The organism is Flavobacterium cucumis (assembly GCF_900148835.1).
Classification (GTDB): domain Bacteria; phylum Bacteroidota; class Bacteroidia; order Flavobacteriales; family Flavobacteriaceae; genus Flavobacterium; species Flavobacterium cucumis.
On record NZ_FRYK01000004.1, the window covers coordinates 26,352 to 40,297 of the forward strand.

The 13,946-nt window shown below is 33.4% G+C and carries 15 protein-coding genes; 7 read left to right on the forward strand and 8 right to left on the reverse strand.

The features are described 5' to 3' along the window. The first annotated feature begins 1 nt into the window (after position 1). Genes BUE95_RS10550 through BUE95_RS10565 form a run of 4 tightly spaced genes read left to right on the forward strand, consistent with a single transcriptional unit; the run spans position 2 to position 2,099 of the window. Positions 2–724, forward strand: a complete 723-nt coding sequence (locus BUE95_RS10550) for a hypothetical protein (RefSeq protein WP_073584266.1) — start codon at positions 2–4, stop codon at positions 722–724. Position 725: 1 nt separating this feature from the next. Beyond that, entirely contained in the window at positions 726–1,121 is a 396-nt protein-coding gene (locus tag BUE95_RS10555; protein WP_143165277.1) for a hypothetical protein, read from the forward strand. Between the two features lies 1 nt (position 1,122). After that, the gene (locus tag BUE95_RS10560; RefSeq protein ID WP_073584270.1) at positions 1,123–1,620 is read left to right on the forward strand and encodes a hypothetical protein; all 498 of its coding nucleotides are present in this window, start codon (positions 1,123–1,125) and stop codon (positions 1,618–1,620) included. Positions 1,621–1,622: 2 nt separating this feature from the next. Then, positions 1,623–2,099, forward strand: a complete 477-nt coding sequence (locus BUE95_RS10565) for a hypothetical protein (protein WP_073584272.1) — start codon at positions 1,623–1,625, stop codon at positions 2,097–2,099. A 54-nt stretch (positions 2,100–2,153) separates the two neighbouring features. Here BUE95_RS10565 and mnmE read toward each other — a convergent pair whose 3' ends face one another. The 7 genes from mnmE to BUE95_RS10600 all read right to left on the reverse strand — a co-directional run bounded on the left by mnmE (position 2,154) and on the right by BUE95_RS10600 (position 9,865). Continuing rightward, entirely contained in the window at positions 2,154–3,545 is a 1,392-nt protein-coding gene (gene mnmE / locus BUE95_RS10570) for a tRNA uridine-5-carboxymethylaminomethyl(34) synthesis GTPase MnmE (protein WP_073584274.1), read from the reverse strand. 444 nt (positions 3,546–3,989) lie between these two features. Further along, positions 3,990–5,108 carry a DNA polymerase III subunit beta gene (gene dnaN / locus BUE95_RS10575; RefSeq protein WP_073584276.1) on the reverse strand — a complete coding sequence of 373 codons (1,119 nt, stop codon included), beginning with the start codon at positions 5,106–5,108 and terminating at the stop codon, positions 3,990–3,992. 88 nt (positions 5,109–5,196) lie between these two features. Then, positions 5,197–6,879, reverse strand: coding sequence for a gliding motility-associated ABC transporter substrate-binding protein GldG (gene gldG / locus BUE95_RS10580; protein WP_073584574.1), 1,683 nt, complete (start codon positions 6,877–6,879; stop codon positions 5,197–5,199). Beyond that, entirely contained in the window at positions 6,879–7,604 is a 726-nt protein-coding gene (gldF, locus tag BUE95_RS10585; RefSeq protein ID WP_073584278.1) for a gliding motility-associated ABC transporter permease subunit GldF, read from the reverse strand. Before gldF ends, gldG begins: the two co-directional genes overlap by 1 nt. A gap of 58 nt (positions 7,605–7,662) precedes the next feature. Continuing rightward, on the reverse strand, positions 7,663–8,664 hold the full coding sequence (locus BUE95_RS10590) for a serpin family protein (protein WP_073584280.1): 1,002 nt from the start codon (positions 8,662–8,664) through the stop codon (positions 7,663–7,665). Between the two features lie 73 nt (positions 8,665–8,737). Next, complete coding sequence (locus tag BUE95_RS10595) at positions 8,738–9,034, reverse strand: putative quinol monooxygenase (protein ID WP_073584282.1); 297 nt, start codon at positions 9,032–9,034, stop codon at positions 8,738–8,740. Between the two features lie 3 nt (positions 9,035–9,037). Next, positions 9,038–9,865 carry an SAM hydrolase/SAM-dependent halogenase family protein gene (locus BUE95_RS10600; RefSeq protein ID WP_073584284.1) on the reverse strand — a complete coding sequence of 276 codons (828 nt, stop codon included), beginning with the start codon at positions 9,863–9,865 and terminating at the stop codon, positions 9,038–9,040. A 106-nt stretch (positions 9,866–9,971) separates the two neighbouring features. Between BUE95_RS10600 and BUE95_RS10605 the strand changes: the two genes are divergently transcribed. The 3 genes from BUE95_RS10605 (at position 9,972) to BUE95_RS10615 (ending at position 12,986) form a co-directional block, all read left to right on the forward strand. Then, positions 9,972–10,925 (forward strand): PhoH family protein, encoded by a 954-nt coding sequence (locus BUE95_RS10605; protein ID WP_073584286.1) that lies wholly within the window; start codon positions 9,972–9,974, stop codon positions 10,923–10,925. Positions 10,926–11,239: 314 nt separating this feature from the next. Beyond that, positions 11,240–11,749: a hypothetical protein gene (locus tag BUE95_RS10610; protein ID WP_073584289.1), complete on the forward strand. Its 510-nt coding sequence runs from the start codon at positions 11,240–11,242 to the stop codon at positions 11,747–11,749. Between the two features lie 286 nt (positions 11,750–12,035). Continuing rightward, positions 12,036–12,986 (forward strand): phosphoribosylaminoimidazolesuccinocarboxamide synthase, encoded by a 951-nt coding sequence (locus BUE95_RS10615; RefSeq protein WP_073584291.1) that lies wholly within the window; start codon positions 12,036–12,038, stop codon positions 12,984–12,986. A gap of 63 nt (positions 12,987–13,049) precedes the next feature. Here the strand turns inward: BUE95_RS10615 and BUE95_RS10620 are convergent, their stop codons facing one another. Beyond that, a complete protein-coding gene (locus tag BUE95_RS10620; protein ID WP_143165279.1) occupies positions 13,050–13,946 on the reverse strand; it encodes a DUF6438 domain-containing protein in 897 nt (298 codons plus the stop codon).

A 13,946-nucleotide genomic window follows, 5' to 3' on the forward strand; every position in this document is an offset into this window, starting at 1 on the left:
CATGAAAATAGTACAGCTTATATTATTAAGTGTTTTTCTTTTTGCCTTTTCGTGTAAAGAAGAAAATAAAAACGAACTAGAAAATCAATTAGAAACAGCGATTGAATCGTCTGGTGGAAAAACTGCAGACGAATGGAACGGTAAATTAGACCAGTTGTTTACACTTGAAATGGCATCTCAAGTAACTCATTACGATGCTTCAGAAGCTGTTAAAGATTATAATCAAGTACTAAAAAATCCTCAAACGCACAGTGTACAGTACAAATGGGATAAAGGTAGAGTTGAGGTTTCAGATAAAATTAAAAACCCAATAACTGGTAAACCTATGGAAATTCCAACTAATGATTATGTTGAGGTTTCTTGGGTAAGAACAACCACTTTAGAGGAATTCAAGCACAATTATCATACGCCAACAACTGAAGAATTGGCAAATGCTTCTAAAGCTATGGATGCCAAAACGAAAGAAATGCAAAATTCAGGAAAAGCTACATCTGATCAAGCTGCAAAAGCAAAAGAAATAGCAACTTCTTTAGGCGAGGGATTAAGTTATACTGAAATTCCAAGCATTGGGAATTATGCAGTTTGGAATAATAAGGATAAAAATTTAAAAGTTTTTTATCAAGGATTAGAGTTTCAGGTTTATGCCAACTTAGGGAATGAAGATAAAAATAAAGAAGCTTGTATAGCAACGGCAAAATTAATAATAACAGAAAAACTTCAATAAAATGAGAATAACTCTTTTAATTATTACTTTGTTCTTTGCTCTTAGTTCTCAAGCCCAATTGCAGTTTTGGAATACAAATGCCACATCTAATATGCCATTATTTGAGATAAAATGGGGAGAAAAAACAACCATTTATTCAAAAGTAGGATATGAAACCAAGCCTACTTATGTTTTTAATAAAGTGGCACCTCAAGTTTATAATGGAGATGGAAAAACAAAATTTAAAATGATAGTTGAATCAGTTGATAATGTAGCAAAACGAATTTTTGAAATCAGTTATACTCATTATCGACAAACCAATTATTATTTGGGTTATATAAAGGCAACCTACATTTATCATGATAAAAGACCTGCAAAAGTTTTAGAAGAATATTATGAAACAGTTAAAAACCCATGATATGAATTCATTAAAAAAAATAATAGCAACAATATTTTTAATAGTAGCATCAAATAGTTTTGCTCAATATGTACAAGGTGAAATAAAAGTAAAGGAACAATCTAAACTTGAAATAAGTTTAAAATCAAATAAAGCAGTAAATCTATTTGCCGATTTCAGAGAAGATAAATTTCCTATACAATTTGTTTTTACTGGGAATTCTTTACCATTAAATTCTGACAAGAAGATTGTAGTCTCATTTGTTTTTACAACAACTTTGAAAAAGGATGGTAAAGTAATTGCTTCAAGTAAAAGAAGTCCAATGCCTTTTTTTCCTGGAGATATGTTTATACCAGTTGAAACATTTGATTTTATTTCAATGTTGTCTTATTTAAAAGAAAATTCAGATACTACAGTTTCTGAAATTCCTAAAGGAAATTATGAAATCATCTTAGAAGCGAAACCTGTGGGGGTTAAAGGAGAAATTAGTGAAGCAAAACTTAATTTAAAACTTAATTAATTATGAAAAAAGTTATTACAATATTAGTCATTATGATTTTAGGATATTCATGTTCAAGTGATGATAGTCCAGCTCAAGATAAAGTTATTGGCGAATGGCAACACACCAAAACGGTTCGAATTACGTACGGTGGAGCTGAAACGGAAGACCTTGTCGGTGGTTGTCAATTGTTAAGCAGATTTATAATCAATGCTGATGGAACTTTTGTTGAAAGAGAATTCGACTTTAATGCTGTTTTTGATGAGTGTAGAGAACAAAATAGTTCTTTTACTGGCGATAAAATTTGGGCTAAAAGCTTAAATGGGCAATATGTTTTTCATCAAATTAGCACTAATCCTAGTTATGATTCTGTTTATGAAGTTGCCGTAGAGTCTTCGTTCACAGGAAATACGATGGAATTAAAATTTAAAGAAGTAAATAGTAATCCAAACAATCCTGATGATATAGAATATTATATCAGAACATATCAAAAACAATAGTTTTAAAAATAAAGAGGTTTCTCCAGACAACCTCTTTTTAAATGTCTAATAAATTTATTTCCCGATACAGAAATTCGCAAAAATATTTCCTAACAACTCATCATTAGTCACTTCTCCAGTAATTTCTCCAAAATAATGCAACGCAGAGCGAATATCAATAGCCATTAAGTCCGAAGAAAGACCTGAGTCTAAGCCCCATTTCACTTTTTGGACTTCTTCTAATGCTTTTAATAAGGAATCGTAATGGCGGGTGTTGGTTACAATTGTTTCGTTATTTCGTAAAGCGCCAGTATTTACAAATGACATTAATTCATTTTTTAATTCGTCAATACCTACTTTTTGTTTTGCAGAAATAAAAATTGAATTTTCAATTTGAGATTCTAGATTTCGGAGTAAACTCTCTTCTAGTTTATCTTTTTTATTAAATATCGTAAGTAATGCTTTTTGAGGATATTTGTTTTTAATTTTTTCTACTTCTACTTTTAAACCTTCCAAACTCTCCATTGTTAGTTCCGTACTGTCAACAAGGAATAAAACCACCTGTGCTTGCTCAATCTTTTCAAATGTCTTTTGAATCCCGATACTTTCCACCACATCTTTCGTTTCACGAATTCCTGCAGTATCAATAAATCTAAAACCAATTCCGTCGATTACTAATTCATCTTCAATCGTATCACGAGTTGTTCCCGCAATGTCAGAAACAATGGCGCGTTCTTCATTCAATAAGGCATTCAATAAAGTCGATTTCCCAACATTCGGTTCGCCCACAATAGCAACAGGAATACCATTTTTAATAACATTTCCAACGGCAAACGAATCAATCAAACGTTTTAAAACGAATTCAATTCGCTCTAATAATACATGAAATTGGGTTCTATCAGCAAATTCTACATCTTCTTCTGCAAAGTCTAATTCCAATTCGATTAAAGAAGCGAAATTCAGTAATTCTTCACGCAATTTCGCAATTTCGTTACTGAAACCACCACGCATTTGTTGCATCGCGATTTGATGTGACGCTTCATTATCCGAAGCAATTAAGTCAGCAACCGCTTCGGCTTGCGATAGATCCAATTTCCCGTTCAAAAAAGCACGTAAGGTAAATTCACCTGCTTGTGCCATTTTAGCTCCTCTACGAAGCAATAACTGGATGATTTGTTGTTGGATAAAAGTAGAACCATGACACGAAATTTCAATCACATTTTCACCTGTATACGAATTTGGACCTTTGAAAATGGAAAGCAGCACCTGATCGTACACTTTACCCTGATCTACAATATGGCCGAGGTGAATCGTATGCGTTTTCTGTTTCGTAATATCTTTCCCTGAAACCGATTGAAATACTTCCGCCGCTATCGTAATAGCATCTTTACCAGATAATCGAATAATAGCAATCGCACCCGCTCCAGACGGTGTAGCTAATGCAACTATGGTTTCTTGTGGAATCATGTTCTAAATTTAATCCTGCAAAGATAAATCAAAGTCAGAAGTTAGAAGTTAGAAGATGGAAGTTTTTTTAGTTAGGAGTTGTTACACAAAGTCTCACTAAGTTTAGCACAGAGTTACACCAAGTTTTTATTTGCGTTCTTTGCGAAAAAATGTTGCTTCTTTCCGTAATAAAAAATATCACTTGTTCAAGAGATGCTTGCCAGCATGACAAACTAAGTAGATAGGCTATTGTGAACTATGTAAAGTGAAACGCCTAAAATCAACACAAAGCAACTCTATTGTGTCTATGTGTTTAAAAGAAAACCCGCACTTGAAAATCCGTTTTATCCGCGTGCCAATGCAATAAAATTAAAAAACCACAAAAGCTATAGCCAAGTGGTTCTTAAGTTAGTTAGGGTTGGTAATAAGATTTTTCAGTTAGACTGTAAAATCAATTATTGTAAATTAGTTGCTCAACATTACTGGCATTACAAGCATCGTAACGGTTTCGCCTTCGTCTAAACCGTCAACTGGGGTTAAAATACCCGCTCTGTTTGGCATTGACATTTCTAATTGGATTTCATCACTTGATAAATTATTCAACATTTCTGTTAAGAAACGCGAGTTGAATCCGATTTGCATATCGTCTCCTTGGTAGTCACAAGTCAAACGTTCGTCAGCTTTGTTTGAGTAATCGATATCTTCAGCTGATATATTCAATTCGGTTCCTGCGATTTTTAAACGAATTTGGTGCGTTGTTTTGTTAGCAAAGATAGCCACACGACGAACCGAGTTTAAAAACTGCACTCTGTTGATTAATAATTTGTTTGGATTTTCTTTTGGAATAACCGCTTCGTAGTTTGGATATTTTCCATCGATTAAACGACAAGTTAATACATAATTCTCAAAAGAGAAAGTTGCATTTGAATCGTTATATTCGATTGAAACTTCAGCATCAGAAGCACCTAAAATTCCTTTTAAAATGTTTAAAGGTTTTTTCGGCATAATAAAATCCGCAACTTGAGATGCTTTTACATCCGTACGAGCGTATTTTACTAATTTGTGAGCGTCTGTGGCTACGAAGATTAATCCTTCTGGTGAAAATTGGAAGAAAACACCACTCATCACTGGGCGTAAATCATCGTTTCCAGCAGCGAAAATCGTTTTGCTTACCGCAGTTGCTAATACTTCTGCAGGAACTAATGTTTTTGAAGGATCGTCTAAAACTACTGCTTTAGGGAATTCTTCTCCTGGAGCGTAAGCAATCGCATATTTACCCGAGTTCGAACTAATTTCTACTGTAGAATTGTCTTCAACAGTAAACGTTAACGGTTGCTCTGGGAAGGTTTTTAAGATATCTAATAAAAGTTTTGCAGGAATAGCTACACTTCCTTGGCTCGTAGAATCAATTTCTAACGTTGCCGTCATCGTTGTTTCTAAATCGGAAGCTGAAACTTTTAATTGGTTGTTGTCTAATTCAAAAAGGAAATTATCAAGGATAGGTAAGGTGTTGCTGCTGTTGATAACACTTCCTAAAACTTGCAATTGTTTTAATAAATACGAACTCGATACTATAAACTTCATTATCTTGTATTTTAAAATCGTGATTTGATTTTATATTTCACAAATATATTCTAATTCTGCTCAATCGCAAAAACAATTTTATTAACAACTAGCGGCTGTATTTTCTTTTTCGTAAGAATGTAAATAAAAACCCAAAGATAGCTAAGATAACTATTGGTAATCCGACAGTTACTAATTGTGCTATGGTGTAGTTTTTGTAAACTTCTTCTTTATTTAAAAGCGGTAAATCGACGTCTTTACTTCGTATGTTAATAAGTCCGTTGTCGTCTAAAAGGTAATTTACGCAGTTCATTAAGAACTCTTTGTTGCCATATAATTGATTCGTCCATTTGTCGAAACCTAATTCTAATGGCATCCCTTTGTCTAACTGGTTTTTAATCACATCACCATCCGAGATCACAATCATTTTATTGTCTTTTCCCGTCGCTTGAAACGAATTGTCTTTGAATGGTAGCACTCGATTTTGATACATCGAATGGAATTTTCCTTCCATTAAAACTGCTACTGGAAGTAATCCTTTTCCTAAATATTCTTCTTCAGTGGTTTCTTCTGTCACCATATCTAATGAAATTGGACTTGGAGTACCCACCGTCTTCGAATATTCAGACGAACTTAAAAGAACTGTTTTTTTGATGTCGTTCTTTAATAATTCAATAGGTGATGCAAATTCAAACTTAATCCCTTCCATGTTTTTCACGATAGGATTGGTTGACGTTGGATAGATAAACGGCGCAAATTTCCAAGTGTATTCTTGCATTTGGGTTTCGCTTCCTTGATTTCCAGAGGCTAGTTTAATAGGCGTGGCATATTCGTCTTTTACCAATAAGGGATTGATTCGGATACCGTATTTGAAAAACATATCGGATAAGTTCAATTCGCGTTGTGCCGCTAAAATCGTACCCGTTTCGTTATACAAACTGTCCATATCTGCCGAAACGACATCGACTAACCACAACGTTTTTCCGCCATTGATAATGAACTGGTCCAATACTTGTTTTTCTTCTTCTGTGAAGGCTTCTGTAGGTTTTGCAATTACGGCTAAATCGTATTTTTTTAAGGCTTCTAATGTCTGAGTAGGTTGTTTGGCTACCGAATCCAATGTAAAGGGGCCAATGTAATAACTTTCTTTAACCGTTCTTAGGAAATCCGCCATAAAAGGTTCTAACATTTCTCCGTTACCTTTGATTACCGCGATTTTCTTTTGTTTTTCTTTCGAAATTTTATTGATGGCCTCTGCAAAACCAAATTCCAAATGCTGTACCGAACTAATTACTTTTTCTTCAGTAGTAGCCCCCATTAAGTTTTTCAATAACGCCACTTTCGTGAATTTATCACCATACGTCGCTTGCGCCCAAGGGAATACCACTTCTTGCGATTGCTTTCCTTTGTCTTCTACGGTGATGCTCAACGGTTGCATCCCTTTGGCATAGAATTCTTTCATTTTTTCTACTCGTGTCTCCTCTTTTTCAATCGGATTTTTGAAGTTAAAAATGATGTTTGAATTATAAGCCGTGAATTCCTCTAAAAGTTGTTTGGTTTCGTTTTGTAAACGTTTAAATTCCGGTGGAAAGTTTCCTTCTAAATAGACTTCGATGTAAAACGGACTATCGACACTTTTGATGATGTTTAATGTCGTTTCTGAAAGTGTATAACGTTTGTCTTGCGTTAAGTCAAAACGTTTGAAAAAGAAGTTACTAATTAAATTGATAACGATGATTGCTAAAAATACAATTCCTAATTGCTTTAAAGCTTTTGATTTGTGCTCTTTCATTACCATTTCAATGATTTAAGTTGATAAACCGTTGCCGATAAAAATAAAAACGTCACACTCACAAAATACACAATATCACGTGTATCTAACACACCGCGACTCATACTTTTAAAGTGATAATCCATTCCTAAAGCAGCAAACATCGAACTATAATTTCCAAGGAAAGAAGCAATGCCATCAAATCCGAAATAGAAAAAGAAACAACAAAAAACAGCAATAATAAAAGCCACAATTTGATTGTCTGATAAAGTAGAAGCAAAAATTCCAATTGCAGTGTAAGCTGCTATCAAGAACAACAATCCGAAATAGGAACCTAATGTGCTTCCCATATCAATATTACCTTGTGGATTTCCAAAATGCGAAATCGTCAACACATAAATAATGGTAGGAACAATCGCTAAAACAATTAAAACTAAAGCGCCCAAGAATTTACCATTTACGATGTCCCAATTCGATAGCGGTTTGGTAAACAACAATTCAATGGTTCCTTGTTTTTTCTCATCCGAAAAACTGCGCATGGTTACGGCTGGAATTAAGAAAATTAAAATCCATGGTGCCAATTTGAAAAACGGACTCATATCGGCAAAACCCGAGTTTAATATGTTGAATTCGCCTTCAAAAACCCAAAGAAATAATCCGTTGAGTAAAAGAAAAATCCCGATGACTAAATATCCAATCGGCGAACCAAAAAAAGATTTTATTTCTCGTAATAATAATGCTTTCATTTATGTTTTTCTTGTTTATAAGTTTAAACGTTTAAGAGTTTAAAAGTTTGAATAATATTTATTCTTTTATCATTAATTCAGTGTTTGTAGTCCAAAGACCAAAATATGGATTTTTTGAATCAGTTCTTTTCAACAATATCAAAAAAGGTTTATCAAAAATCATTTTTTTAGGTTTTGGTTTTTCAATTTCTTCAATTTCTTCAACAGCAGCAACTTCAATTTCAGCTTCACTTACAATTTCGGCTCCACTTTCGTTTAATATAAAAGCTGTTCTTTGATATGCTCTTTCTATGTTATAATTTTCATTTTGGGAGCTAAATTTGTTACCTTCTAATGAATCGTAATTTGTCTCAATATTGAAATTAAATTTAGGAATTATTAATTGATCTTCCTCTTTGTAATAATACTTCCAATTTATTTTATTGTTTTTTATCTCTTTTTTACCAATTTCAGTTAGTCTCTCAATTTCTAAATTCATTTCAGAAATTGAATTGAATTTTTTTTCCGACATGAATAATATTACTTCATGTTCTTTTTCTTTAGGTATTAATTTAACTATAAAGTTACTGTCATTTTTATAGTATATAATTTTTATGTTTTGAAATTGTTCATAAGTACAAAGACCAATTAAGCCAAAAGCAGCAACTTTTTGACCATTAAAAGTAAGTTTATTACTGAGATTTTGAAGTTGATGTTCAAAGGGTAATGATTTGTCAAATTCAGCTTTTGCAATTATTAAATTTCCATTTATTTCGGCACTAGACTCATATTCGTTACTTTCTAATACATTTTGAAATGATTTCGAATTATTAAGTAAATTTAATTGTGTAAACTCTGTTTGAATGCTTAAGGGAGAATTAATTTCTTTTCTTATTTCGTCCCATGCAAAAAGTAAGGACGCACAATATATAGAATTTTCATTATCTGAAATTTCATTTTCTAATGTTGGAATAAACTGTGTATTTTTATAATCAGATAGCTTCTTTACTTCTGTAAATTTTTTGTCGCTCTTGCAACTAAATAAAGATGTTAAAATGATTATATATAAAAAGTACTTCATTTATTTTTTTTTTGTTTATAAGTTTAAATGTTTAAGAGTTTAAAAGTTACTCCCAACTTCCATCTCCTAACTCCTAACTCAAAGTAACCAATCTATCCACGCTCCACGCTTCTGGTTTGTCGCTGAACAACGTTTTAGTATAACTCCAAACACCATCAAACAAAGCCGATTTTCTGTAATTTTCTAAAGCTTCTTCGTTTTCCCAATAACTATACGTAAAAAAAATACTTTTGTCGTTTTTGTCTTGATACAATTCTAAAAAACGGTTTCCTTCGAAGTTGCGTATGTGGTGTTTCACTTCTTCAAAATTATTTAAAAAAGCTTCGATTTTATCTTCTTGAAAACGCATTTTTACAATTCTTATGAACATATCTTATTTGAATTTAATGGATACTGCATCTCTAAAGTGCAACCCTAATAAGGTCGCAGCCGAACCTACCGTTTTGGGATTACTCTTGTATATGGCAATTTCTAAATAGCCGTTTTCATTGAATAACGCTAAGAAATCACCTTCTAAGTCTTTTAATTGTTTCACATCCGAAACGGGAAAATCGGAGTAGCTTTTGTGCAAACGACTGAACTTTTTGTTTTTGATTACGATTTCGAACTTTCTTCCTCTAATTGTATCGTTAAATTGTTTTTGAGAAATATTGGTAACACAATTTCCAAAGGAATCAATGTACACAATTTGTCCTTTAATTTCGCTTAAATCATCAGATACGGATGAGGTCAAAACACTTACCGGTTTCAACGATGAAATTTCTTTACCTATGACATTTAACAATCCACCTCGTGCAATATGACAAGCTACTGCCACAAATACATCCATATCACTTGCATTCATATTCAATCGGTCGTGTATGGTAATGGCTACGATTTTCTGTGCTATTTTCTTCTGAATCAACGTGTTTAAAATTCCATTATCAGCACATATAAAATAATGATCGTCCCATTGCATGGCAATATGTTGGGTGTCGCCCACACGTTCACTATCAACCCCAATAATATGAATGGTTCCTTTTGGAAAGTTATGATAAGCGGCTTCAATACAATAACTCGCTTCTAAGGTGTTAAATAAGTCAATCTCGTGTGAAATGTCTACTATAACCGCTTCTTTGTGTTCCGATACTATTTTGCCTTTCAAAGCACCTACGAAGTAGTCTTTGTGTCCAAAGTCGGTAGTTAAAGTAATTATTGACATTTTTTTGTTTATAACTTATTTGAAATCCAACAGTAGTTTTTACTAAATTTGATTGCAAAGCTAGTATAATTTTAGCGTTTCAAAAATAATTAAAAAAAGAAAGCCTTTGAACGAAAGAATCATTGAATTAGTAGACATTGCTCCAAAAGAATTTTGGGGTGCGCAAGACGCTCATCTTGAAACTATTAAGAAGTATTATCCAAAACTTAAAATCGTAGCACGAGGAACTACTCTTAAGGCTTATGGTGAGCCTGAAATCTTAGATGAGTTTGAAAATCGCTTTAGAAGATTGATGCATCACTTTACGCGTTACAACAGTATTGATGATAATGTTATTTTGAGGGTTTTGGAGACAAGTCATCAACATGATGCCGAACACATGCACGACCGCGATAAGATTTTAGTGCATGGAATAGGAGGAAAGTTAATCAAAGCCATGACACCTAACCAACAAAAATTGGTGGATTATGTACATAAAAATGACATGGTTTTTGCTGTTGGACCTGCAGGGACAGGAAAAACGTATACTGGAGTTGCTTTGGCCGTAAAAGCGTTGAAGGAAAAACAAGTCAAACGCATTATACTAACGCGTCCAGCTGTGGAAGCAGGGGAGAACTTAGGTTTTCTTCCGGGAGATATGAAAGAAAAGTTAGACCCTTACATGCAACCCTTGTACGATGCCTTGCGCGATATGTTGCCCCCACAAACCTTAGAAGATTATATTTTAAAAGGAATTATCCAAATTGCTCCGTTAGCGTTTATGCGTGGGCGTACGTTAGATAACGCTTTCGTAATCTTAGACGAAGCGCAAAATACGACACATTCTCAAATGAAAATGTTCTTAACCCGTATGGGAAAAAACGCCAAATTCATCATCACGGGCGACCCAGGTCAGGTGGATTTACCAAGACGAACGATTTCAGGATTGAAAGAAGCGCTTTTAGTATTGAAAGATGTTGAAGGCATTGGAATCATTTACTTAGATGATAAAGATATTGTGCGTCATAGATTAGTGAAGAAAATTATTGATGCTTACAAGAGTATTGAGAATAATGATTAGATAAGTTTTCGAAAAATAGACTCCTTAAAATTTAAAACTGCGAATTATAAGGATTTAGTTTTTAAAAAATAAAAGAACGTATCTGAAAGTCCTGTCCTGTCAAGCTGAACTCGTTTCAGTTTCTATGAATAATAATTTATAGCTTCCGAATTGAATTTGGGAGGACAAATCGGTACTTTTTGATACGTTTTTTTATTTCTAATTCCTCAAAAGAGATATTCCATAAACGTTAAAAAAATCTTATAATTTGTCCCTTTAAAAAATAAAACTTCAATTTTTCTCGTTCCAATTTGTAAACCTTAAAATCTACAAGTATGAAAAAAGTTGTTTTATTTTTAACCACGCTATGTTTTGGTATCAGTTATGCACAAGAAATTCCAGAGGTGGATATCACAACCCGAAATTCTTGGTTTAAAGCAGGATTAACCACAGGTGTTTCCTTGGGAGATAGCAAAGACCTTGCTTCTTTCAATGTTGGAGTTGATGTTAGAGGGCAATATTTATTTGATCCGCATTTTGGGATTGGTATAGCATCGGGATACAATCATTTTTTTGGGAAAGATGGTATCGAGGATTTTGGAGTGATCCCTCTAGCGGGTTTTGCGCGCTATTATTTCCAGAATGAAGGGGTATTTGTGGGAGCCGATTTCGGTTACGGGTTCTTAACCAATGTGGATGATACAGGGGGATTGTATTTTAATCCACAAATCGGATATCATAACAAGAAATGGAACATATATGGTTATTATCAAAATACCTTTACCGATGGTATTGCTATTCGTTCTTTAGGAGTTGGGGTAACGTATAATATTATGTTTAAATAAATTTTCGTCCTACCGATTTTCTTAGAAAATGGTATCGAGAGAAGAAAATTGGGGTCAAAAACCGTTCTCAATTTTCGTCACTTCAAGTACAAAGCGTATCTATAAGTCCAATCTTGTCAAGCTGATTCGCCTAGGCGAATTAGCTTCTATGAATAATTATTTATAGATTCCGAATTAAATTCGGAATGACAAAACAGTACTTTTAGATGCGCTCTTTTTTTATAAAATCTTTTTTTGAAAGTAAATAAATAGTTTACTTTTGCACAACAAACAACAACACAACATAATGAACACAATTACGACTACCCATTTCAATTTTCCGGGTCAGAAATCAGTTTACCGTGGAAAAGTTAGAGAAGTTTACAATATCAACGATGACTTATTAGTGATGGTGGCTACCGACCGTCTTTCGGCATTTGATGTGGTTTTACCTAAGGGAATTCCTTATAAAGGACAAATCCTAAATCAAATCGCTACGAAGTTCATGGAATTAACGGCTGATATTGTACCGAATTGGTTAGTAGCCACTCCCGATCCAAACGTAGCGGTAGGACATTTGTGTGAGCCGTTTAAAGTAGAAATGGTAATTCGTGGGTATTTATCAGGTCATGCTGCGCGTGAATATGCAGCAGGAAGAAGAATCCTTTGCGGTGTGGAAATGCCAGAAGGATTAAAAGAAAACGATAAATTTCCAACACCAATCATCACGCCAACAACAAAAGCAGATAACGGTTCGCACGACGAAGACATTTCGCGCGAAGCTATTTTAGCGAACGGAATTGTAACGGAAGAAGATTACCTAATTTTAGAAAAATACACTAGAGCCTTATACCAAAGAGGAACGGAAATTGCAGCCTCTCGCGGTTTAATCTTAGTAGATACGAAATACGAATTCGGGAAAACAAGGGACGGACAAATCGTATTAATCGATGAAATCCACACGCCTGATTCTTCGCGTTATTTCTACGCTGAAGGGTATCAAGAAAGACAAAACAACAACGAAGAACAAAAACAATTGTCAAAAGAGTTCGTACGTCGTTGGTTAATTGAAAACGGGTTCCAAGGAAAAGAAGGACAACAAATTCCAAACATGACCGACGAATACATCGAAACGGTTTCAGAACGTTACATTGAGTTATTTGAAAACATCATTGGAGAAAAGTTCGTAAAAGCGGATATTTCTAACATTAATGAACGAATTGAGAAGAATGTTTTGAAGTATTTACAGAATAGATAAAAATTACTTTTATATAGTAAGAATCCCGAGTTAGCTCGGGATTTTTTTTGTTTTGGAGATTTATTAATCATCTTGTTCTGAAATTAAACTATATCCCGCGGCTCTTAATTGTACTGTATTCTTTAAATCTTCAAATTTTGAATAAAGTGCCTTTAGGCTATAATGGTTTTCCATGCCATGGTCAAATATATGTTTGATTTTACCATTATTATAGCTGATTGTAAGGTCACACATTATGTGACTAGAACTTCTCTCAAAATACTTTTCTTTTAAACTTGGAAAATCCATATAATTCAGTAAATCAATTAATTCGGTGTATTCTTTCGAAGATAATCCTCTTTCGGCTTTATAATGGTATAAGGTATCGTTTATGCCTTTTGATAATTTAAAGGTTGCTTTATGATTTTGGTTTATTACAATTTCATATTCACCTCTAATATTAAATCCATTAAATGTGATTTTTTCAATGTTATATTTTTTAGGGTTACTATTGTAATTAATAAGATTGCGATATTTGTAAATCAGTGTATCAACTCTGAAATTAAATTTAGAACCTTTTTTTAATACTAAAAGGTCATGATTGTTTTTTCTGATAACTTTTGGAATTAAATCAGTACCACTTTCATGTAATCTAAAATGATTAATGGAATCATTGCCATAATTCATAAAAGCATAAGGGTACATTCTACCATATTTGTATTTTCCAGCAACAAAAAGATCTGTGTAGCCGTTATTATCAAAGTCTCCTTTACAATAAGGTTGCATTGAGAGAGTAGAATCTTTTAGCATTTCTAAACGATAATTGTATTTTGTAAAGCTTGAGTCAAATGGCTTAATAAAATTTTCAACTTCGCTTATAGAGGCTAAACTGTCTATTTTAGTTGGTGTAAAGCCATCTTTCGATTCTTTTTTACAAGAAATAAAAAAGGAAACCAACGCTAAGCAAATTATTTTTTTCAT